We start from the raw sequence: 23,674 nt of genomic DNA on the forward strand, positions 1-23,674 counted from the left end.
GCCGGGGCGCCGCCCGGGCCCGGCCAGCCACGCGCGCTGGCGCTGACAGCCACACTCCCCTAAAGATCGCAACCTTATTGGCAAAGGCATCCGACGCACATGCACCCTGACTGGCCCCTTTCGAGAGACCTTGTCCTCATCGGCGGCGGGCATACCCATGCGCTTGTCCTGCGCAAATGGGGAATGAACCCTTTGCCAGGCGCGCGGGTCACGCTGATCAATCCGGGCGCGGCCAGCCCTTATACCGGCATGCTCCCCGGCCACATTGCGGGTCACTACACGCGCGATGAACTCGATATCGATCTGGTGCGCCTGGCACGGTTTGCGGGTGCCCGGATCGTATTCGATACCGCCTGCGGCCTGGACCTGATGGCCAAGCGGGTCCACCTCACCGGGCGCCCGCCCATCCGCTACGATGTCGTCTCGATCGACATCGGCGCTACCGCAGAACTGCCCGGTATCGAGGGCTTCACCCAGCATGCCCATTCGGTCAAACCCCTCGGCCTTTTTGCAAGCGCCTGGCAATCCTTTCTCGAGAAGGCGGCGATGCAGGGCAGACCCGCAGACTGCGCCGTGATCGGCGGCGGGGTTGCGGGCGTTGAGCTTGCCCTCGCCATGGCATACCGGCTGAAAACGAGTGGCCTGGCTGAGGCCCGCATCACCCTGATCGAATCCGGGCCCGGCCTGCTCCAGGCCACCAGCGCCGTAACCCGACGGATCTTGATGCGCGCACTCTCGCGTTCGGGCATAACCGTCCTTACCGGCGCGCAGGTCACGCGCATCTCCAGCGGCGCAATCGCGCTTGCAGGGCGCGAAAGCCTGCCGGCGGATTTCATCGTCAGTGCGGCCGGGGCACGGCCCTACCCCTGGCTCGCGGAAACGGGCCTTGCGCACACAGGCGGCTTCCTCAATGTCGGACCAGACCTGCGCACCCTGACAGACCCGGATGTTTTCGCGGCCGGAGATTGCGCCCACCTGACCCATGCCCCCCGTCCAAAGGCGGGCGTGTACGCCGTGCGCGCAGCGCCCATCCTGTTCGAAAACCTCAGAGCCCGCCTCAGCGGCCAGACATTGCGGGAATTTGCGCCGCAGTCTGACTATCTGAAACTCATATCCAAAGGCGACAGGTCTGCCGTTGGGCACAAACATTTCTTCACACTTTCCGGCCGATCCGTCTGGCGGCTGAAAGACCATATCGACAAGACATTCATGGCCCGCCTGCATGACCTGCCCGCCATGCGCACGCCGCCCCCGCCCCGCGTGCGCGCGCTGGATGAGGAAGCAGAAACCCGGTCAGAGCCGCTTTGCGGAGGCTGCGGGTCAAAGGTCGGCCGCCAGAATCTGATCTCTGCCCTTTCGGGCCTGCCCCCTGCCCTGCACGCCGATACAATCACCGGGGCGGGTGATGACGCCGCCGTGCTGCGCTCAGGGGCGCGTCTTCAGGTCATTAGCACAGATCATCTGCGGGCATTCGTCGACGATCCGTATCTCATGGCCCGCATTGCCGCCGTTCATGCTCTTGGCGATGTCTGTGCGATGGGCGCTGCGCCGCAATCTGCGCTCCTCTCCCTGATCATTCCGCGCATGAGTGACCCGATGCAGAAGGCGACGGTCGCGGAAGTGGTCGCCGCTGTAAGCGACGTACTGCGCGCCGCAGGCGCAGACCTCGTCGGCGGGCACACAAGCATGGGCCGTGAACTGACAATCGGGCTCACAGTCACCGGCTTGCTGGATGGCCCGGCCATTGGCCTCACAGGCGCCCGGCCAGGCGATGCGATCCTGCTGACTAAGCCGCTCGGAACAGGCGTGATTCTCGCCGCCGAGATGCGCGGGCTTGCCCGCGGCAAGGATGTAGAACACGCGCTCGCCAGCATGCAGCGCCCGCTGGCCGCCGCCTCGAAAATCCTCGCCCCGGCCGCGCATGCAATGACAGACGTTACGGGTTTCGGACTAGCTGGGCACCTCATGAGCATTCTGGAGGCATCCGATGTGTCGGCCAGAATTGCACTGCCGGACCTACCTGTTCTTCCGGGTGCTGAGCAACTCTCAGCTCAGGGCATCCGCTCATCCCTATGGCAATCGAATGCGAGCCTTGAGCCGCGTATTTCGCGTCCGGCATCGCCCATCAGTGATCTCATCTACGATCCGCAGACTGCAGGCGGGTTGCTGGCGGTTGTTCCGTCCCAAAGTGTCACCGGCTTGCTATCGGCGTTTCAGGCGGAGGGAGAGCCAGCCTTTGTGATCGGCCGAATTGAAGAGGGCCCGCCCCGCATCCTTGTCAACTGATACCAGTGAGAGCGTCGCCAGCAAGGGTCAGAACTTCCTGCGCGGCGCGATCCAGCGCATCAGGACCAAACCCCTGCAGCCGCACGCAACCGAGTTCCGGCCGCAGGTCGCGGGCGCGCTGCCGGGCGTATTTCGGGTCATAGTGATGCGCCGCAAGTTCACGGGCAAGGTCCTCCATTCGTCCCTCCGCGGCCAGCGCATGCCAGGTCTTCAGGCGGTCTGCGGCATGGTAGGGTTTAAGGAGGTCCAGCGTCCGGGAAAGCCGGTCGCGGTCAGACGCAATATTGGCATAGGCCAGGGCGAGATAAGCTCCGCGCTCTGAGAGCGAGGCCTCCAGCCGGACCTTGGGCGCTGCACGCATCAGAGACCAGAGGACATTCGGCAGGGCTAGCCGGCCAATCCGGCTGGACTCCGCCTCGACAAAAATCGGCCGTGCCGGATCAAACATCACAAGCTGCCGGGCAATCGCGCTGTCGAAAGTTTTCTGAGACGGCTGGCAGGCGTCCAGTCCGCCAAACAGCGATCCGCGGTGCCCCGCCAGACCTTCCAGATCCATCACCTGGGCGCCGCGCGCCGCCATGCGGTGAAGCAGGTCGGTCTTGGCCGTCCCCGTATTGCCGTCCACAACGATGATACGCCGGGCCAGCACCTCGGCCGGACTGCCGGGCGCGTAGAGCAAATCCACGACCGCGCGGCGATAAGACTTGTAACCGCCTTCCAGTATTTCGGCCCGCCACCCGATCTGCTTCAGGATCGTCGCAAATGCGCCCGAGCGCATGCCCCCGCGCCAACAATAGACCAGCGGCCTGTAGCTGCCTGGCTTGTCGAGGAGGTGGCGCTCGATGTTCAGGCCCGCGCGCTTTGCCACCAGCGCGCCGCCGATCTTGCGGGCACGAAAGGCGCTCTCCTGCTTGTAGATCGTCCCCACAAGAGCACGTTCCTCATCGTCCAGAACGGGCAGGTTGATGGCGCCGGGCACATGATCATCCTGAAACTCGCCGGGCGAACGCACGTCGATAATCTCGTCAAACGAAGTGTCGGCCAGATCGCGAAGGTTCTTCAGAACATAGACCATACGCCTGCCTAATTACTCTACCGTCCCAGACAAGAGCCGTATTACCGGCGAGGGAGGTGTCAGGTAACGATTTCAACCTGGCCCTTTCTTGTATTTCCATGATGATTGAAATGATTGGGTGCAGACGAATGAACCCAGACAACCTTCTGCAGAGTCGCTGCCGGCGGAAGTGTGACACCGACCATTCAGGCTTTAGTCTCTTCGATCCATTGTCGTGCTGCTGCTGCTTATCCTGCCCACAGGCGATTCGAGAGGCCAGCACACAATGCGGCGCGGCCAGCATCAGTTACAATGACCCGTCGTACCTCGGAGAACAGCGGAGGGAATCCCGTCGTATTCACAAACAGCTCTGGCGTATCGCCACCAACAGGGTCAGATCTGTTATGGCACTTCCTGTACGTACAGATGATACGAAGGGAATTGCCGGCGCCATACCCTAAGGGCAGGCCGCGCCTCACATGGGCTGGAAGGACAGCAGAATTTTCGGAGGTGACGGGTTGGGCGTTTCGATGGCGAGGGTCGCTGACCCGAAATGCGCTCCGGAGCGATATATGCGGGCCGTGCCGTCTGCTCCCACCCGATGGGCGATACCGCTGACAGCGACTTGTGCCCCTCCCATATCCGGGCCGAGATCGACAATAATGAGGTGGGGCGCGTTACAGTTGTAATCCGCCTGTCCGGCCCATGATCCAGGCATCAGAAGAGAAAGCGTGACTGACCCGGTCTGAAAATCGCAGTGGGGCGGCACGACGCCCGCAACTTTCAAGCGGCTGGTCGTGTCAGCAGATGCTGAGCCGACAATGGCGGTCAAAGCCCAAACAACGAATAATGCACGCATAGCCGCCTCCGGTGCCGAAGCGCTGGACGGTAAGCGGCATGCAAAAAAAATCCGTTAATAAGACCAGCCAGCCTCGCTGGAATTCAGTAAGGTGTCACCTCGACCTCGATGATATCCTTGTACGTGCCTGCAAAAGACAGAGGGCTGGGCGCCGTACGGATACCAAGGATCATTCTGTCCCCGAGCAGCGGCGTGCGGTCATTCCGGTAAACGGTCATGGCCTGCGTCAGCGAAGCGATCTGATCATCGGCCTGGACTTCATAGCGTATACCCGCCAGCCGGCGGTCTTCCGTATGCGTCAGAACCCCGCGATTCTCTGACCGGATAGTCATCTTGTACGGACCATTGGATTGAACATAAAAGCTGGCGTTGCCGCGCGCCCCGGGACGAAGGTCGCCCAGATAAACGGTCCTGTCGGCGTTCATTCCCGCAAGCGAAATTGCCGTTGAGGCCAGAACCTCAACGTTCAGGTCAAAGGGCGTCGAACCAGCCTGACTTTGAAGGCTTCCATCGTAGATATCTGCAGTCAGTTCGAACTGACGCGCGCCCCGAAGGGGCACATTGGTAAAGCTCAATTGTGGTGTAAACTGAATTTCCTGTTCCTTTCCGGCCGGCACCCGGACGTCCTTAATGGCGAGCGCTCCGGGAACCGACACTGCGGAGCGGCGCCGTTCGATGAATTCCAGCTCAACTCCCTGCCGGGACGCGCGGGCGCCTTGCTGGTGGAGCTGGTCCCGGATCACTACGGAGGCAACACAGTCCTCATCTCCATGGTTAGCAATCACCAGGCTGATCTGAGCGGGCCGCTGACGGGCATCGAACGGGTCAAGCAAAACGCCCGGCGCCTCAACCCGGCGAATTTCTGCTTCACATCCGGCGTCGGCGCCCTGGACAAGCAGCGCGCCAAGGAAAGCGAGCCCGGCGAGGTTTTTAGGGGAGAATGATATTCCCAAGATCGACATAAGATTCTTCGCTTTCGGTTATTTTCAGATTGACGGCAAAGTCATCGCCATCGAGCCGTAATTCATAATCACCCGGCGCGATCCGCTCTAACACGAACCGGCCGGTTCTATTTGTAAAGAACGCGTAGGCTTCTCCGGATTCCTGAGATGTGAGGGTGCCGGTAGAGAGGTAAAGATCTCGCGTCTCTGACACCAGAGTGCCAACGATCGTGTAGGAAGCGTCAGAGCCGATCACGATGTTATAGCCCGAACCCGAACCCGGCATCACATCATATCTAGCAGATCCAATGTCATAGCCTGCCGGAAGATTTCGCACATCGACCCGGACAGATTGTGGGACATAAGGCTGTATGAGTGGCACCGCCACCGCGCCCAGGCCGTCCACTTTTGCAACGGCGCCCCGCGCATAACCCGCGCCCAGATCAATATCCTGGCCTCGCAGCGACTTGTGAGGGCGCACAATCGCAAACCCTTCATCGGTGCGCCGGCCCAGGGCCCATCCTTCTGGCGTTATCCCGATACCGGTCGACACCCGGGCAGTCGTGATCTGCTCCGACGGACTGCGGCTGACATCCGGCGCCGCCATAATGTGCCTCGCGGCAATCTCGACGCGATTACCCCGATAAAGACCATCGCCATATATGACATCCGCCTCTGGCCGGCGTTCATACCCAAATCGTCCGCTCAGATCCTTCACCTGCAGACGCGGCATCCGCTCGGCTTCCACCACGAAGAGATCATTCCGGCTGTTATAGGACGATCTTACCGCAGAGCGCTGCCCCCATCTGAGACTGACCCCGATCCGGCCTGTCGCATTCTGGGTGACGGCATCATAACCGACACTGACAAAGGTGTTCACACGCCCGAACAGCTTGCTGACAGATACGTCATATTGTTCTTCATCCGGAACAGTTCCGCGTCCACGAGAGAGACGGGCGCCTACCGTAACACTGGCGGCTGCCGGCAGCTGGACTGACGCTCTGGCGGCAGCGTCCCACTCTCGAGGCTGAATATCCAGACCGTCCCCGAGGGTCGAAAAATGCGGCGAATAGGAGGAGGCTGCCAGCTCAAGGCTCGCGCCCAGCTCTTCTGTCACATTGAAGAAGTTGCGATAAGTGGCCGCGAAGGCATAACCGGTTTCCTGACCCTGCCCGCCCTCTCGCGTGCTGCCGGCCATGTCCACCGAAATTCGCCCCAAGCCCGACGCTGTTGCGGCCCGCAAACCGATCGTGGATTCGCGCGCGCTCGCCTGAATATTCGCGCCCAGTGTCAGGCCCCGCGTCAGGCCGCGTTCATAGTATCCTGTAAAAGCGAGGTCGCCATCATAGTTCTCATTAGGTGTCCGTGTTTCCGACTGCAGGCCAAGCGTCCCGGAAAAGACACTTACACCCGGCTCGATCAGTCCGTCACTGCCAAACAGGGAGAGCGAGGCCACCTGCTGGCGTCCCGCTCCGTCGTCAACATAGAACTCAACATCTGCGGCCGCATCAATGAAGGGAAAGTCCCTGAGCTCATAGCGCCCGGCAGCCAGGTTCAGTGTGCGGATAATGACTCCATTGACGACCACATCGACTGTAGCGGCCCGTTGGAGGTAAAGCCCCTGCTGGCCGCTAGGGCGAATGTCGCGGAAGGGCTGAATTGTACCAAATTGCCGGCTGACAGATAGACCGCCCAAGGTAGGTGTTGACTGGAAGCCGGTAACCGGCGGATCGATATCGCCCGCCGAGTAACGGATGCCCCGCTCATAATCATCCTTGGAGAGAACAACGCCGTTCCGGATCAGCTCGGCGTCTTCGGTGACCCGCACATCGAAATCGAGCGTGAAACCTTCAAAACCTCCCACATTCACAAAACCCTGGGCCGCCGCCTCGACCGGCTGGAAGCCGGCATCCCCGACATCGGTCTCATGGCGGTATTCGGCGAGCAGCGAAGCGGTGATGCCGGCCGCGGCGCGGGAGGGCGCCAGGTAATTGGCCGGATCGGGCCGCTGCACACCGGTCAGCGAGAGGATCTGCTGCCGGGTTTCCTGCTCTGTGGCAGTTATTTCCAGACGGAGCGCCTGGGAATTGTATCGTATATCAAGCCCGGCGGTGCGCAGCCTGTCCAAGCCGACGCGGCGCTCGTCAGGCAAATTTGAAGCAATCCGGCTAAGGACATTCTGGTCGAAGGTCTTTGAGAGGAGGCCTAATAGCTGTTCCGCATCAACATTCGGATCGGTTCGCAGCCCAACATCAGCCAGGACATTGCCCGCAAGCTGCCCATTGACCGAGACTGGAAAGGTCAGTTCCAGCGACTGAGGCGCTTCAGGAAAAGGCTCAGCGAGGGCCTTGCCCCCGCCAAACCAGGTCGCTGACGTCAGAAGAAGAGCGCGCTGCCAATTCACGGAAAGTACCGGTCTCTCTGCCGCACCTACTCAGCAGGCAGAGCAGATATTTCCGCGCTGACAATCGGCTGACCGCTTAATGTTTCCGGAATATCCACCCTCAGCTTACGCCGGGCGTTGGGCATGATCAGCGGGGTTTCGAGGCCCTGAGTGCTCACGGACGGAGGTATGACCGCACTCGCGCCTTCCTCGGTCTGAAGCCGGATGTGAAACTGATCAACATAACCATACGCGTTGCCGCTATTGGTAACCCATATATCGATCTGGTCGGGATTATCCGGGAGGGCTTCCACACCAAGGGACAGATTTGCCGTGGCGCCGGGGGGAGATACATAAGCGGCGGTCCCGAGCGCCATCATGACATCGATCCCCGAATTGCCTTCCGCCCGATTGCGGATCGGCAGCTGACGGAACATGACGACGTAACTTTCCATGACGTCCAGGCTGGGTGGCCCGACATACCGAACCCGGAAAGCCTGCTCCTGACCCGCCGGCACGAGGCTCTGGGGGGGGAAGACGAGAAAGTCATCGTCAGCAGGTTCCCGAACCTCTTTCCCGTCCTCCGTAATCGTGCGGCGAAACACCTCCACCTCGATGGGAAGGTCCACCGGATAGGTATTCTCGAGCCGAAGGGTGATTTCCGCGTCCGTCCCAGCTGGCGCCAGGATGTATCGCATCGGGCTTAAGCGAAACGCCAGCGCTTCGCCTGCCAGCGCGAGAGATACCAGGAAGAGCGCGCCCAGTCGGATGAGGCCCTGTATATGCATGTATGTTACTCCACAAAAAGAAGTCGAGCCGGCTCACCTGAACCGGCTCGACCCTATGTCCGGGCGGAGCCGGATTAGTTCGCCGTCACCACCAGGGTGACATCATCTTCAAAGGTGCCTGCATAGAGACCGGCCGTGCTGCCGGAGACCTGAACCCGGAAAGCGCCAGTCTGACCTGCGATGAAAGCAGACGAGCCGCTGAGGTTGGTCACCTTCGGGCTGGTAAGCTGTTCGGGGCTGAAGCTCAGACCCGACCCGCCACCATGGGAGACGTTGTAAGCGAGCTGCTGAGAGCCGTTCACCAGGAAGCCGCCACTGGCTGAGGAGATCGTGCGGGTGAAGCCGGCCGCGGTGTTGCAGACGTAGGTAAAGCTACCCAGGGTCTGCTCTGTGCTGAGCGTCAGATCAATAATTTCAGGGTCAGCAACCGAATTGTTTACGGCTTCACAGATTACCGGCACATCACCTTGTACGGTGAAAGTCTCAGACGAGTCAGCATGAGCGCCAAGCGCCATCGCACCGGCCGCAGCCAGCGCCAGAATAGATTTCTTCATTTTTTACTCCAATTACTTGGTTTGCCTGCCAACTTCTGATGACAGACGGACAGATAGACTGGAGGGGACACGCCTCACCCCCAATCCCTCTGCGCGCCGCGATGGTTAAAGATACCTTAATCATTGTCAATCGAGAATTGAGCCATTGGCCGCGCATACGCCAAGGTTCAGCGATGCCGCCATTTTGGCCATGCGTCCGTGAGTTGCAATCGAGGCCAAATCAGAGGGGGATCGTTCTTAAATTCATGCCCCCTCCCGCGCGCCGTCTCTGTATTAATGGCAACAGATCGCCGAGGAGATGAAGTTTAGATACCGATCGTCTGGAGCTTGCAGATGGAGGTTGCATATCGGGAAAGTAAAATAATGGAATCGTTCTCACGTGCGTCCGGCGGGCTTTCAAGACTGAGCGGTTGGCGGAACCATTCGGTATGACGAGCGCCTATTTTTGTCATCCACTCGACTGCAATGTCACCACCCCCAGCGCCGTGACGAATCCTTTGATCGGCGGCGGGTTGAAGATCAGCGCCGCTGACTATGGAAACTTTCTCAGAATGATCGCCGGCGGAGGAATACACAACGGGCGCCGCATACTTACCGAGGAAGCCGTGGCAGACCTCTCCACCGTCGTGACGGCCGGTTTGAACCGGGGCGCAATGCCGGGTGTAGCGAGGTCCGACTGGGAGTACGCGCTCGGGCAATGGTGCCATGAAGGCGACGATGGAAACTGTAGCATCATGCAGAGTGCGGGCGCATTCGGCGCCTATCCCTAGATCGACAAAGACCGCGGCCTCTCTGGGATTTTTATGACCGAGTCGCTTTTGCCCCTTGTCTACGAAGACGTGATTTCAATACGAACGATCGTTGAACAAGCCTATGATGCAAGGCTGGCAGGGCTTGAGGAGAATTCGGACTGACCGAATGAATTCATTTTGGCCCACCCACTTATCCCTGTTCCGCGTTTAGGGAATTTGCGCGCACCTCTCTGAAATGATGTACGTTTTATCGTGCCCTCCAGAGGCACTCCCTGATCTTGTGCGGAAACTCCCTGTAAATCGGCACGGAACGGGGAAAACCACACAACACCCTGTTGTTATTCGTCATAACAGAATCGTTGTGCACCACTTTAGCGGTGAAAGGCTGACCGGCGATGGACTAGAGGACAGCCACTCGAAAGGGATACCCGAGCGCTTATGCAATCGCCGAGCCCGATATGGGTGAGCAGCGGGGCTCCAGCAGGCTCAGGAAGAAACTCTCCCCTGGTTTCGGTTCGTCATTTGAAACGGGTTCCAGGGGGCATATGGAAGGGTATGAGCGAGGTCCTCGAATCCTCCGCCATCACTCCCTGCGCATCAGGATCATCTTCTCCTGTGTCATGTCTCGCATAGTGTAAGGAATGCCACCAGTACCGTATCCGGATTGTTTCCGGCCCGCGAAGGGCATCCAGTCGGTCCGGAAGGCGGTTGGCTCGTTGATCATGACGGCCGAAGCATCGAGATGGTGAGCGGCGCGCATCGCTACATCAATGTCCTGCGCGAAGACGCTTGCCTGGAAGGCGGTCGGGAGACTGTTCGCCTGTGCGATCGCCTCGTTCAGGTCGTTATAGCTATAGACTGCAATCACGGGCCCGAAGACTTCCATCGTCGATATCTTCGCGTCCGGCGCCGGATCCAGCAGTACGGCAGGCTGGAGCGTCGTTTCCGACAGCCGCGCGGCGCCGATGGCGAGCCTCGCCCCTCCCGCGACGGCCTCTTCGATCCAGTCGGTTACGCGATCGGCTTCCCGGGGCAGGATGAGCGGGCCAACTTCAGTGTCTTTCAACACAGGATCAGCCGTACGCAGCCTCTCAACACGCGCCACCAGCCTCTGCGTGACGTCGTCGGCGATGTCGGCATGAACGAAAAGCCGCTGCGTTGATACGCAGACCTGCCCGGCATGATAGAAGCCGCCCTTGACGATCGGCTCGATGACCTTTTCGAGGTCGGCGCTCCGGTCGACGATGGCCGGCGCGGCGCCGCCATGTTCAAGCGCCACGCGCGTGCCGGGAGCAACTTTCGAACGCAGCGACCAGCCGACCTTTGCTGAGCCAATGAAGCTCAGAAAAGCGATACGGGGGTCCGTTGCGAGCTTTTCCGCCAGCTGATTGTCTTCGGTGATCAGGGTCTGACACCAGGCTTCCGGAAGGCCGGCTTCGTGAACCAGCGCCACGAATTCGAGACAGGAGAGCGGCGTTGTGAGCGCGGGTTTAACAATAACCGGACAGCCCGCCGCAATGGCAGGCGCGACCTGATGTACGATCAGATTGAGCGGATGATTGAACGCCGAAATCGCGGCAACAACACCGATGGGCTCTCTCGTCGTGAAGGCCCAGCGCCCTTCGGACGCCGCCGTGAGGCCCATCGGAATTTCGCGGCCCGCAAAATTGCGCAGCTCATCCGCCGCATTGTGAACCCCGTCGATGGCGCGGGTCGTTTCCACAATGGCATCAGGCAAGGGCTTGCCACCCTCCCGAGCGATCTGCAGGGCGAGAGGGTCGCGTCTCGCCTCCATCAGACCCGCCAGCCTGCGCAGGATCGCAACGCGCGCGTGCGGCGGCAGCCAGCTGCCTCGGTCCTTGAAGACGCGATCTGCCGCCTGAAGCTTGCGCTCCAGCGCGCTGGCATCGTCCGTCTCAATTTCAGTGATCAGGGCGCGGTCATAAGCCTGCAGGACTTTCAACATCATCAACCTCTCCAGGTATAAGGCCTCTCAGAGTAGATCCGCTCACGCACAATCCACATCCGGCTTGCGGTTGCGCAGTTCCTCCACGAGCACCCGGGTATTCTCGGAATAGTCGATCGCCACATCAACTAGATGGACGCCGCCTCCCAGGAACGCCGCTTCGAGCGCCGGCGCCAGGTCCGCCACGGAGGTTACCCGTGTTCCCATGGCACCATAGGCTTCTGCGTAATGTACGAAGTCAGGATTTCCAAAACGCATGCCGAAATCGGCAAAGCCGTCGACGGCCTGCTTCCAGCGGATCATGCCATAGGCGCTGTCATTGAGGATCATCACGACAAGGTTCAGTCTAAGGCGCACCGCCGTTTCCATCTCCTGCGAGTTCATCATGAAACCGCCGTCACCACAGACCGCTAGGACCCGCCTGCCGGGATAGAGCATCGCGGCCATCATTGCAGATGGCAGCCCCGCGCCCATCGTGGCCAGCGCGTTGTCGAGCAGCAGCGTGTTGGCGACGTGCGTGCGGTAATTGCGGGCGAACCAGATCTTGTACATGCCATTATCGAGGCAGACGATGCCGTCCTCCGGCATGACCTTGCGGACATCATGAACGATACGCTGCGGCGTGATCGGAAAGCGGTCTTCTTCGGCGCGGTCGTTTAGATGCGCGAGGATTTTCTGGCGCAGATCCAGCATGCCCTGATCAGGCTGCAGCCGGCCTTCCAGCCTTTCCCCGAGCCCTTCGACCGTTGCCCCGATATCGCCGATCACTTCGAAGTCAGGATGGTAGACCTCCTCTACATCTGCCGAATGATAACCAATATGGAGGACCGTCTGGCCCCCCGCGTTCTTCATCAGGAATGGTGGCTTCTCGACCGTGTCATGGCCGATGGCGATGATCAGGTCGGCGCGGTCGACCGCCTCATGAACATAGTCGCCTTCCGAAAGCGCCGCTGTTCCCATGAAAAGGCTGGAGCCCCCCGTAACAGCACCCTTGCCCATTTGGGTGTTGAAGAAGGGAATCCGGGTGCGCCGGATGAACGCCGAAAGCGGCTCCACCAGACAGGGCCGGTTTCCGGCCGCGCCGATCATTACCAGAGGGTGTTCCGCGGCGAGGATCACATCGGCGGCTTTATCCAGTTCTGACGGGCTGGCGATGGGGCGCGCAATGTCATGAACCGGGATCATAAACGCGCCGCCTGTTTCCTCCGACGCGACATCTTCGGGCAGTTCAAGGTGGACCGGTCCGGGCCGCTCCTCCATGGCCGTGCGGAACGCATCCCTTACGATTGCCGGAATGCTCCCCGCACTGATTATCTGGCGCGACATCTTGGTGAGCGGCTTCATCGACGCGACTATATCGACGATCTGAAATCTCGCCTGCCGGGCGCTCTTCACCGGCTTCTGGCCCGTGATCAGGATCATCGGCATAGCGCCAAGATGCGCATAGGCGGCCCCCGTTGCCATATTCAGCGCGCCCGGCCCAAGGGTGGCGAGGCAGACGCCCGGCCTGCCCGTCAGGCGCCCATGTGTCGCCGCCATGAAGGCGGCCGCCTGCTCATGACGGGTCAGGATCAGCCGAATTCTGGAGGTCCGCAGGGACTCCAGAAAGTCGAGGTTTTCCTCCCCGGGCACGCCGAAGATATAGTCCACGCCTTCGTTTTCGAGCGCGGCAACGAACAGGTCCGACCCCTTCGGCATCGCATTAACTCCTTATCGAGGACCTCTTGAGAGCGCCCGCTCATCAAGAGAAGACACATATCCCGCCACGCTAAACCACCATGATCAGGTCAGGCCCGTTATTAGTGCCACTTCCTAATCAGGTGGGAAAGGGTATTATCCCGGCGCGCGGTGGCATGCCCGAGCTTGACGCAAGGCCTGCTTGTGCGAACCCTGTCATGCATGTCGTCATCTGAACCAGATATTGCGCCCTGGCTGCTCAGGTCAAAGGTCACGCCGCCGCGGCAGCTGTTGTCGCTCATACGACGCCCTGATCTCATCCAAAGGCTGGAAACAGGCGCAGAGGGCAGCCTCATCATGCTGGAGGCGCCCGGCGGCTATGGCAAAAGCTGTCTTCTGAGCGAGTGGAAGGATCAGTCCGCAAGGCAGGGCGCAAAAGTCTGCTGGCTTGCCATCGATGAAGACGACGATGTCGAAACCTTCATCGCTTATCTCGCCTATTCGGCTCACATCGCCGGCATCGACACGGCGGGCTCCGGTCTGCTGAACTTCGAGTTGTCCAGTGACGGGAATCCCAGCCAGGCGATCTGGCAGTTTCTCGCCCGGATCGAGCGGTCAGGCCACCCGGTTCATATCGTGCTTGATGACTTTGAGCGGCTCTCGCCGGCTGTGAGCCGTCTGGTCATTCCGACGCTGCTGCGGCGCCTGCCAGAGAACGCCACCCTGGTGATCGCCTCGCGTGGTGCTGTAGACATCAGCACGGTCGATTTTGACCATCGCGGCCTGGTCACCCGGCTCGGTCCGGCAGACCTGTCCTTCGGCCTCCAGGAAATGACCCGCCTCTGGAAGGGCCGGCTGACTCCGCGCCAGATTGAGCGTCTTTCTGAATGGACCGAAGGATGGCCCGTCCTCATCCGCCTCCTGCTGACGGCTTCGGATATGGGCACATTCGATATCCGGCATATCGATGAACCCGGTTATCGCGACATGGCCATCCCGGCCTATTTCGAAGAAAAGATCCTTAGCCGGATAGATTGGGACCTTATGGTTTTCCTGCGGGAAGCCTCTGTTTTCGAAGAAATCCCGTTCGATGCCATACAGGAGGTTCTCGATCAGGACGATCCTGACTTCTGGCGGCGCCTGGAATCTCTGGAAGCCTTTCTGGTGCCGCTCTCAGGCGAGCGGTCAGGCTATCGGCTGCATCCGATGATGCGGGAGTACCTCAGACAAACCCTCAGTGAACAGCAGCCTGGAAGGTATGGCGCGCTGCAGGTCAGGGCGGCAAACTGGTATTCCGACAGGGGAAACCATGTGCGCGCCGTCAAACACGCACTGGCCGCCGGTGATGAAACACTGCTGATTGAAATTCTTGAGCAGACCGGCGGAATCCGCCTCTGGCTTCAGGAAGGCCTGATCGAGTTTCGCGCCATTGACCGTCACCTGAAGCCCGAGATCGTGCAGAAATCGCCGACCTCGGCCCTGATGCGGTGTGTCATCCTGATGAAATCGGGCAAGCAGTCTGACGCGGCCGCGCTCTATGACGGGATTATTGCCCGTCACAGAGCGCGGATCGCTGCCGATGATCTGCTCTCGATCTCCAGCACCGTGATGCGGGTCATGCTCGCCGTCTATGGCGGCAACAAGATCAATGATCAGGACGTTCAGCAGATTGAAGATGCCATCCGCAGACCAGAACGCGTATTCGAACATTTTGAAGGCTTCATACTGACATTCAAATGTCTCGCTGCGCATCAGGCCGGAAAGCTCCGGGACGCCATTCAGTTTGCCCATGAGGCGCTCGACGTCTTCCACGTCTCCGGTTCGCTCTATGGCGAAGTCTACATTCATATCCACCTCGCCATGATCCATTCCTTTATGCGCCAGACCGATGAGAGCGTCGGCGAGTTCAGGCAGGCATCCGACCTGATCCGCAGGGATCTTTCCTTCGAGGGCGGCATAAAATATCTCAACGACGTGATCGCGATCGAGGCGCGCCATGAACACGCCCCCTATGATCAGAAGGATATGCCGCGCCTGAAGAATCTTGTGGCCCGCCTGCTGCGGGCAGAAGGGTGGATCGACATTTATTCCGGCGCTTTCAGGACCCTCTCGGAGCAGATCTATCTGGCTGGCAGCCTGGACGATGCGCTCCATGTCCTGAGCCTCGCTCTTGATTTTTCACGCCGCAACCGGATCACCTCGCTCACCCGCATCTGCGAGGCCCAGCGCGAAATTCTGTCGCTCATCTCCTCTGCTCCCCGACAATCCGGCGGAGGGGCTGTGGCGCACGATGCATATGATCCGATACCTGCCCTCGCCACCTCGCCCTGGCGGGTCGTTGAGGCAGAGTGTGAACGCCACCTTCATCTGGCACGGTCTGGAGAGGTTACCCCCAATCTGGAGCGCGTGACGGCCTTTCGCGATGACCAGCTGGCGGAAGGCAACCTCCGCGTTGCCACGCGCATCAGCGCCCTGCTCGCCCTGGTGTCCTCTGGCCGGGATCTTGAGCGCAGCCTCGGCATTCTCGAGGAGGCTCTCGACGACAATCGCTTTGGCCGGGCAACCCTGTTCGTCGAGGATATCCTACGCGCGCAGATCGCCGGAGCCGGTCTGGCTGCCCGGTTTCCGCAGCTCTTCGCCCGTCTCTCCGCACGCCCCCGACCCGCCGCTGGCGAGGCACCCGGCGGCAGGCGCGAGTCCATCGTGACGCAGAAAGAATGGGCTGTGCTTCGGGAGCTTCACAAAGGACAAACCGACAAACAGATCGCGCTCACGATCGGGGTCACCGAGCATGCCATCCGCTACCATCTAAAAAACATCTACGCGAAACTGAATGCGCGCACGCGGCAGGAAGCGGTTCAGCGCGCCGCCGCGCTCGGGCTCCTGACGCTGTCCTGATTGCGCCCGGCCGCGCAGACGGCCCGAAATGCCCCCGGAAATGGCCGCGCCGGAGCCGGAACTACTAATCCTGTAAGCAACCTACTAATTTAAGCCAGACCGGGGCCCGGCAATTGGCACTAGCGTCTGCTTTCCAAGACACCTCCCCTCTTGTCGAAAGCAGCAGATGCAACGGATCAGCGAAAAGAAGCCCCTCCGCATCGGTGTGGATGTTGGCGGAACGAACACGGACGCCGTCCTGATGCAGGGGGAGCGCGTGCTTGCCTCGACAAAGTCCCCGACGACCCGGTCTGTGCGGGACGGCATTGTCAGCGCCATCTCCGCCGTCATCGGGTCCGCCGGCGCTGCCGTCAGCGATATTTCCGTGGTCTCAATCGGCACGACCCATTTCACCAACGCCTTCGTGCAGCGCCGCGGTCTTGACCGGGTGGGTGTGATCCGGATTGCCCTGCCCGCCGCTCAGGCACTCCCCCCCATGACAGACTGGCCCGAAGATATTGCCAGCGCTATCGGCGGGCAGACATATGCTGTCAGGGGTGGCTACCAGTATGATGGCCGCATCAATGCGGACCTCGACGAACTGGCCGTCGCCGACGCAGCGAGAAAACTCCGCGCAGAGGGCCTGGCTTCGATCGCGCTCTCGGCCCTCTTCGCTCCGGTGAACGACGCCATGGAGCGCAGGGCCAGCGACATCATCCGGAATGAATATCCCGACTGCACGCTGACCCTCTCCTCCCGGATCGGGCGGATCGGACTGCTCGAGCGGGAGAATGCCGGGATCATGAATGCCAGTCTTGCCAGCCTCGCGCGGGAGACCGTATCCGGGTTCCGCTCCGCGCTCGCCGAGCTGGGCATTATAGCGCCTTTTTATGTGTCCCAGAACGATGGCACGCTGATGAACGCAGAGTTCGTCGAGCAGTATCCGGTTCTGACTTTCGCTTCCGGCCCGACCAATTCGATGCGCGGCGCCGCCTATCTGTCCGGACTGAAAGACGCGCTGGTGGCCGATATCGGGGGCACAACCACCGATATCGGGGTTCTCAGCAACGGATTTCCCAGGGAATCTTCGGTGATGGTCGATATAGGCGGGGTACGGACCAATTTCCGGATGCCTGACATAATAGCACTCGGGCTCGGAGGCGGCAGTATCGTTACCCCCCTGAGCGACGGCACGGTCCGGATCGGTCCCCAGTCTGTCGGATATGACATCACCACGCAGGCGCTCGTATTCGGGGGCACAACGCTGACAACCACCGATCTGGCCGTGGCGGCCGGCTATGCCGACATCGGAGACCGGTCCCGTGTGGCAGGCCTAGATTCCCAGCTCGTGGAGCGCGGGATCACCGAGATACACCGGCTTGTCGAAACAGGCGTTGACCGGATGAAGACCAGCGGGGACGCCGCCCCGCTCATCCTGGTAGGCGGCGGCGCCATCCTCATCAACCGCGAGATCAGAGGCGTTTCTGACATGCGCACGCACCGCGATGCCGGTGTGGCCAATGCGATCGGAGCGTCCATCGCCCAGATCGGTGGCGAGACCGACAAGGTCTACGCCTACGATACAGATGGCCGGGACGCAGCAATGGCGGACGCCATCAGCAGCGCCCGGGCGCGCGCCGTTGCCGCTGGCGCCGATGCAGCCAGCATCGAAATCATGGACATTGAGGAACTGCCCCTCGCCTACATCCCGGGCGGCGCGGTCCGGCTGAGAGTAAAGGTAGCGGGCAACCTCGCTGCGGCAGGAGCAGACTGAACATGGCACAGACACCTTCCCTCCCGCGCAGCCTCGCCGTCTCCGGTCACACGTCCGGGGACGAACTTGTCCTGTCGGCGGCAGATCTCCACGACTTCGCCCGCGGCGCCGCCTTCCTCGGAACCGGCGGCGGCGGCGATCCCTATATTGGCCGGCTTATGGCCCAGAATGCGATCCGGGAGTTCGGGCACCCGAAGATCATTAGCCCGGAGGCTCTGGCAGATGATGCCACAGTGGCTTTCGTGGCAATGCTCGGGGCGCCTACCGTCCTCAATGAAAAGGCCGCATCGGGCGCAGATATTGATCTGGCCGTTACGCGGCTGGCAGAGCGCCTGGGGCGCCCGATTGATGCGCTGATGCCCGCTGAAATCGGCGGGGTGAATTCGGCGGTGCCCATTGTGGCTGCCGCGCGGCTGGGCATCCCGCTTCTCAACGCCGATGGCATGGGCCGCGCCTTTCCGGAAATCCAGATGGTCGTGATGAATTTCGAAGGGATACGCGCAACCCCCTTTGTCATTGTCGACGAACACCTCAATTCGGTGATCGTTGAAACCGGGTCCGCGCGACGCGCCGAAGAATTCGTGCGCTCCGTCGCCATCAACATGGGCCTGAGCTGCATCGTGGCAGGCTATCCCATGACCGGCGCGGAGGCGAAACGTGCCACCGTGACGGGGACCCTTACCGAAGCCCTTGAGATCGGCCGGGCGATAGAGGCGGGCCGCAAGGCGGGCGACGCGGTCGGCGCCTTGGTCCGCCGGCTCTCGGAGTCGGCGATCTACGGCCATGCCTGCGATCTCTTCGACGGCAAGATTGTGGATCTGAGACGGGAGACCACGGCGGGGTTCTCAATGGGGCATTGCCGGATTGTCAGTCTCACCGACCCGTCCCGCACGATGGATATCCAATTCCAGAATGAAAACCTGGTGGCCCTGGAGAACGGCGCCGTCAAAGCCATCGTGCCTGACCTTATTACGATCGTGGACAGAGAGACGGCCGAGCCGATCCCGACAGAGGCCCTGCGCTACGGGCAGCGCGTGAAGGTCATAGCAGCCGCCGCGCCTCGTCTGCTCACCACCCCCCAGGCGCTCGAATACGTCCATCCGCGCTGCTTCGGGCTCGATTTTGACTTCACGCCCCTCGTGAAGCCCGCCGACTGACTTTGCTCACCTCTTCCATCATTCAGATCAAGACAACGGGGTACCAGACTGTGAAACGCGCTAATATGAAGACCCACCTTCTCTGCTCTGCCGGCCTGCTTGCCATAACGGCTATGGGCCATTCCCTGCCGGCGATAGCTCAGGAAAATGATACGTCTGCAGATGAGGTAAGCCGGACATTGGAGACGGTCACCGTCACGGCCCAGTTCCGCGATCAGCAATTGCAGGATGTGCCCAACAGCATTGTCGCCTTCACGGCGCAGGACATTGAAGATGCGGGCATCCGGTCAACCGAGGACTTTATCGCCCTCACGCCGAACGTCTCGTTTGACAACAGCTTCACCTATCTCAACAGCTTCGTTGTTGTCCGGGGCGTCACCCAGATCAACAATGCCGACTCGCCGGTTGCGATCATTGTCGACGGGGTGCCTCAGAACAATCAGAAACAGTTCAAGATGCCCCTCTTCGATGTCGAGCAGATCGAAGTCCTTAAAGGACCCCAGGGCTCGCTGTACGGGCGCAACGCGATCGGCGGCGCCATAAATATCGTTACCCGTCAGCCCACAAATGAAATCGAAGGGTTCGTGTCAGGCGGCCTCTCGAACGGAAGTGGCTACCGGATGGAAGGCGGTATCAGCGGCCCGGTCATCAAGGACCAGCTGATGTTCCGCCTGTCAGGCTCGTACTATGAGACAGACGGGCTGATCGAGAACGCCTATCTCGGCCGCACGGTCGATACGGTGGACCATGACTATTCCATCCGGGGCAAACTTGCCTACACCCCCAACGATGTGTTTTCGCTGGACCTGCGCGCCGCCTACACCGACGCCCGGGCCGGGGCTGCTTATGACGCGGTCGTCAACAGCCAGCTGAACCCGGACTTTCGCTCAGGAAACGATTCCAACGATATTTTCGCCCCGGCCTCAAATCTCGCGGGTATTACCGAGGCAGACATTCTGGACCTGAGTGGCAAGGCAAGCCTGGACATGGGATTTGCCACGGCCACCTACATCCTTGGCTATACCGATCTTACCGAAACCTACCGGTCGGATCTCGACTTTTCGAATCCCGATCAGCCAACCTTCGGGCCGTTCGGACAGCTCGGCCAGGGCCAGAATCTCTCTCTGGACCTGCTTAGCCAGGAACTGAGATTTGTCTCGCCCGATGAGCGCACCTTCCGCTGGATTGCCGGCGGTTATTATCTGGAAACTGATCGCAGCCTGCTGACTCGGGGTTTTCTGGACCTCACCGGTTCTGTGGACCAGTTCGACACCGGTATCGCCATCATTGACCGCAGCGAAGACAACGACAACACGGCCTGGGCCCTGTTCGGACAGGCGGAGTTTGATCTCAATGACCGCACCGTACTCCAACTCGGCGCCCGCTATGACGAGGACGAACGCAACCAGACGCAAGGCGCAGCCGGTCCCGTCCGGACAAGGAGCTTCAGCGCCTTCCAGCCAAAAATCACGCTCAGCTATGACATCCTGCCTGATGTCCTCGGTTACGCCACCTACAGTACGGGCTTCCGCTCCGGCGGGTTCAATGCGCCAGGGGTCGTCCTTGACAGTTTCGGCGACGAAACCCTCACCAATTACGAAGCTGGCCTGAAGACAGGCTTTGCCGACGGGAACGGAACGCTCAACATCGCGGCATTTTCCTCGGAAAGCGAAGGGTTCCAGTTCTTCTTCGTAGATGCCAGCACCGTCTCCCAGATTATCTCCAACCTCGACAAGGTGGATCTGCGCGGGTTTGACGCCGACTTCCGCTATCGTGTCAGCGAGAGCTTCACGCTTTCGGGCGGCGTCGGGTATACAGATTCCGAGATCAGATCGATCGGCAACGCGCAGCTGGAATCCTACCTCACCGCCTCGGGCGTGGACACTGACGCCGTTATCGGATCGCGCTCCCCCAAGACCACAGACTGGTCAGTCAGCCTGAGCGGTCAGTATGTCCGCCCCGTAAGATCTGGGCTGGATGCGGTCCTGCGGGCTGATTACGAATATCAGGGCAACAAATACTGGCAGATCGACAATCTCGATGTCCGCGACCCGGTGAACCTGCTCTCCCTCAGGTTCTCGTTGGAAAGCGACATCTGGTCTGCCTCTCTCTGGGGCAAGAATATTCTGGATGAGGAATATTATGCCGACTTCAACCCCGCAGAATATGCAGGCGCTCCCTTCGACCTTGGCTCTCAGGCCCGGCCGGCAACATACGGGGTCGACTTCAAATACAGGTTCTAGGCAGAACCCGAGGTCTTAGGGCAGCGGGCAGACAGCGCACAGCGTTGTCTGCCCGTCTGTGCTGGCCCCGATCCCCTTCCTTACGGGCTCAGGACGGCCGATAGGGAAATACGTCGCCCCTTTGGCCGGTGTTGCCTGGTATGGGGTCTCCCTGCTTTGCTCCGGGCCAGAGTTTCAGAGACCGTGTGAAGGCTGATCCAGACAATATCCGGCGCCTCTATCTGATTGTAGCGGCCGGGCACCCTACGTCTCAGATGATAAATGCCGCCGCGTTGAACGATGGCCATGACGCCCCCGGAATGTGCAGCAGATCACGGCACACCCCGTCCGAGCATCGCAGGATGGAGACGGATATTTTTTATTTTACAGGATCTTGCGGGTACTTCCGGTAAGTTGGGCTGGCGGTGCAGTCAGGCTAACGCGAACCCGTATCCGCTATTCGCGGGTCGGTAGGTGCTAGAGAGCGATAAGTTCGCGGCATTCGCGAAGGGCGGCGTCACGTAAGCGTAGAGACTGGCAGGCTCCGGGTAGCCTGTCGCGTCGAGCCCCCGCCCACCACACAACCCGTTTTATCATGCACTCTGAATCGTCATGCGACAGAGCCCCAAAAAAGCCGATCCCACATTGTCAATATTTATTGACTATAATAGGGTGCGCAGAGAACCGGACATTGCAGGGCACCGTCACCGCCTGACCACCCTGGAACCCAAAGCCCCGCACGCTGGCCGCAGACCCAGCCCTCAACAAGAGAGTGTCAAATATGAGCGAACCCTGGTGGCACGGCGCGACGATTTATCAGATCTATCCCCGCAGCTTTAGTGATTCCAATGGCGACGGGATCGGAGACCTTCCGGGAATAACCGCGCGACTCGATTATATTGCGTCACTGGGTGTTGATGCCATCTGGATATCCCCGTTTTTCAAAAGTCCGCAGGCCGACTACGGCTACGACGTGAGTGACTACCTCGATATCGACCCGCAATTCGGTACGCTGCCTGACTTTGAGACACTTATTGAGCGCGCCCACGGTCTGGGTCTTCGGATACTGGTAGATCTGGTCTGGGCGCACACCTCCGACCAGCATGAATGGTTTGCCGCAAGCCGTGCCAGCCGAACGAATCCGAAAGCCGACTGGTATGTCTGGGCGGACGCGAAAGCCGACGGCACGCCTCCAAACAACTGGCAATCCGTGTTTGGCGGGCCTGCCTGGACATGGGATGCACGCCGCGGCCAATATTACATGCATAATTTCCTCTCCGCCCAGCCGCAGCTCAACGGGCACTCTGCGGAAGTTCAGGATGCCTTACTCACGATCGCGCGCTTCTGGCTCGATCGTGGCGTTGACGGATTCCGGCTGGATGCGCTGAACTACATGATGCACGATCCGGCGCTGACCGATAATCCAGCTGCGCCAGAGGATGGCCGACGACGCAGCCGTCCGTATGACTTTCAGCGGCACCAGTACAATCAGAGTCATCCTGACATTCCGGCTTTTCTGGAACGTGTCCGACAACTGCTTGATAAATATGGAAATCGTTTTGCCGTTGCCGAAGTTGGGGGCGCCGATACCGACCGCGAAATGAAGCTGTTTACAGCGGACAGCAACCGGCTTCAGTCAGCCTACGGATTTGATTTCTTCTATGCCCGCAAGCTGACCCCGTCGGTCGTTCGCTCCGTGCTGGAAAAGTGGCCCGATCGTCCGGGAACGGGATGGCCAAGCTGGGCATTTGAAAATCACGATGTGCCCCGTGCGCTGTCTCGCTGGTCAGAGCAGAAGTATTTTACGCAGTTCGGGCGGCTGAAAGCTCTCCTCCTTGCGTCCCTCAGGGGGAACATCTTCTTATATAATGGCGAGGAACTTGGCCTGCCGCATTCGGATCTGGCATTCGAAGACCTCCGCGATCCGGAAGCGATTGCCAACTGGCCGCTCACGCTTTCACGCGATGGCGCGCGCACGCCGATGCCCTGGCAGGAGGATGCCCCTAACCTTGGCTTCAGCGACGCCAGGCCCTGGCTGCCCGCGTGCCCCGAGCACCGTCCTCTTTCTGTCGAGACGCAGGAGCGCGCCTCCGATTCCCTGCTCGCCTTTACACGCTCTGCTTTGGCTGTCCGCAGGGCCAGCGCCGCTCTGAGATGGGGCCGGATAGAGTTTATCGAAACGACGGACTCCCTCCTCGCCTTCGAGCGTCAGCATAAGGACGAGCGGTTGCTCTGCGTGTTCAATATTGGACCGGAAACACTGCAAACATCTCTGGCAGAGGTGGCGCACGAACCCCTGCTGGCTACAGGCGCGGCGGAAGGCGGCCAGCTAGGGCCGTTCGCAGGCTTCATTGCGCGTGTGTAGCAGGAGCGAGCCGCAGATC

At 60.4% G+C, this 23,674-nt stretch carries 16 protein-coding genes; 8 read left to right on the forward strand and 8 right to left on the reverse strand.

All coding sequences use genetic code 11. The features are described 5' to 3' along the window. Positions 1-99 precede the first annotated feature (99 nt). On the forward strand, positions 100-2,286 hold the full coding sequence (selD, locus tag HNE_RS12310) for a selenide, water dikinase SelD (RefSeq protein WP_011647482.1): 2,187 nt from the start codon (positions 100-102) through the stop codon (positions 2,284-2,286). On the opposite strand, the gene mnmH is transcribed toward selD, so the two are convergent. From mnmH to HNE_RS18585, 3 genes are all read right to left on the reverse strand, one after another. Beyond that, the gene (gene mnmH / locus HNE_RS12315) at positions 2,279-3,361 is read right to left on the reverse strand and encodes a tRNA 2-selenouridine(34) synthase MnmH (protein ID WP_011647483.1); all 1,083 of its coding nucleotides are present in this window, start codon (positions 3,359-3,361) and stop codon (positions 2,279-2,281) included. The two genes, selD and mnmH, sit on opposite strands and share 8 nt — an antisense overlap. Positions 3,362-3,815: 454 nt before the next feature. Further along, entirely contained in the window at positions 3,816-4,199 is a 384-nt protein-coding gene (locus HNE_RS12320; protein WP_035590989.1) for a hypothetical protein, read from the reverse strand. 83 nt (positions 4,200-4,282) lie between these two features. Then, positions 4,283-4,624 carry a hypothetical protein gene (locus HNE_RS18585; protein ID WP_148205882.1) on the reverse strand — a complete coding sequence of 114 codons (342 nt, stop codon included), beginning with the start codon at positions 4,622-4,624 and terminating at the stop codon, positions 4,283-4,285. Positions 4,625-4,696: 72 nt separating this feature from the next. Here HNE_RS18585 and HNE_RS18590 point away from each other — a divergent pair, with 72 nt between their 5' ends. Further along, the gene (locus tag HNE_RS18590; RefSeq protein ID WP_148205883.1) at positions 4,697-5,143 is read left to right on the forward strand and encodes a hypothetical protein; all 447 of its coding nucleotides are present in this window, start codon (positions 4,697-4,699) and stop codon (positions 5,141-5,143) included. Here the strand turns inward: HNE_RS18590 and HNE_RS12330 are convergent. The 3 genes from HNE_RS12330 to HNE_RS12340 form a co-directional block, all read right to left on the reverse strand. After that, the gene (locus HNE_RS12330) at positions 5,130-7,544 is read right to left on the reverse strand and encodes a fimbria/pilus outer membrane usher protein (RefSeq protein WP_011647487.1); all 2,415 of its coding nucleotides are present in this window, start codon (positions 7,542-7,544) and stop codon (positions 5,130-5,132) included. The genes HNE_RS18590 and HNE_RS12330 overlap by 14 nt on opposite strands. Positions 7,545-7,570: 26 nt before the next feature. Further along, complete coding sequence (locus tag HNE_RS12335) at positions 7,571-8,311, reverse strand: fimbria/pilus periplasmic chaperone (RefSeq protein ID WP_011647488.1); 741 nt, start codon at positions 8,309-8,311, stop codon at positions 7,571-7,573. Between the two features lie 74 nt (positions 8,312-8,385). Beyond that, entirely contained in the window at positions 8,386-8,865 is a 480-nt protein-coding gene (locus HNE_RS12340) for a hypothetical protein (RefSeq protein WP_011647489.1), read from the reverse strand. A 428-nt stretch (positions 8,866-9,293) separates the two neighbouring features. On the opposite strand from HNE_RS12340, the gene HNE_RS12345 reads away from it, so the two are divergent. Then, positions 9,294-9,635 (forward strand): hypothetical protein, encoded by a 342-nt coding sequence (locus HNE_RS12345; protein WP_035590991.1) that lies wholly within the window; start codon positions 9,294-9,296, stop codon positions 9,633-9,635. A gap of 565 nt (positions 9,636-10,200) precedes the next feature. On the opposite strand, the gene HNE_RS12350 is transcribed toward HNE_RS12345, so the two are convergent. Next, entirely contained in the window at positions 10,201-11,583 is a 1,383-nt protein-coding gene (locus HNE_RS12350) for an aldehyde dehydrogenase family protein (protein WP_035591105.1), read from the reverse strand. Positions 11,584-11,625: 42 nt separating this feature from the next. Beyond that, positions 11,626-13,281: an acetolactate synthase large subunit gene (locus HNE_RS12355; protein ID WP_011647493.1), complete on the reverse strand. Its 1,656-nt coding sequence runs from the start codon at positions 13,279-13,281 to the stop codon at positions 11,626-11,628. A 201-nt stretch (positions 13,282-13,482) separates the two neighbouring features. Between HNE_RS12355 and HNE_RS12360 the strand changes: the two genes are divergently transcribed. From HNE_RS12360 to HNE_RS12380, 5 genes are all read left to right on the forward strand, one after another. Beyond that, positions 13,483-16,158: a LuxR C-terminal-related transcriptional regulator gene (locus HNE_RS12360; RefSeq protein ID WP_035590993.1), complete on the forward strand. Its 2,676-nt coding sequence runs from the start codon at positions 13,483-13,485 to the stop codon at positions 16,156-16,158. 166 nt (positions 16,159-16,324) lie between these two features. Next, entirely contained in the window at positions 16,325-17,911 is a 1,587-nt protein-coding gene (locus HNE_RS12365; protein ID WP_011647495.1) for a hydantoinase/oxoprolinase family protein, read from the forward strand. A 2-nt stretch (positions 17,912-17,913) separates the two neighbouring features. Then, positions 17,914-19,068 carry a DUF917 domain-containing protein gene (locus HNE_RS12370; protein WP_011647496.1) on the forward strand — a complete coding sequence of 385 codons (1,155 nt, stop codon included), beginning with the start codon at positions 17,914-17,916 and terminating at the stop codon, positions 19,066-19,068. A 65-nt stretch (positions 19,069-19,133) separates the two neighbouring features. Further along, the gene (locus tag HNE_RS12375) at positions 19,134-21,311 is read left to right on the forward strand and encodes a TonB-dependent receptor (RefSeq protein ID WP_148205884.1); all 2,178 of its coding nucleotides are present in this window, start codon (positions 19,134-19,136) and stop codon (positions 21,309-21,311) included. A 760-nt stretch (positions 21,312-22,071) separates the two neighbouring features. After that, positions 22,072-23,655 carry an alpha-glucosidase gene (locus HNE_RS12380; protein WP_011647498.1) on the forward strand — a complete coding sequence of 528 codons (1,584 nt, stop codon included), beginning with the start codon at positions 22,072-22,074 and terminating at the stop codon, positions 23,653-23,655. The last annotated feature ends 19 nt before the right edge of the window (positions 23,656-23,674 follow it).

Source organism: Hyphomonas neptunium ATCC 15444 (assembly GCF_000013025.1).
Classification (GTDB): domain Bacteria; phylum Pseudomonadota; class Alphaproteobacteria; order Caulobacterales; family Hyphomonadaceae; genus Hyphomonas; species Hyphomonas neptunia.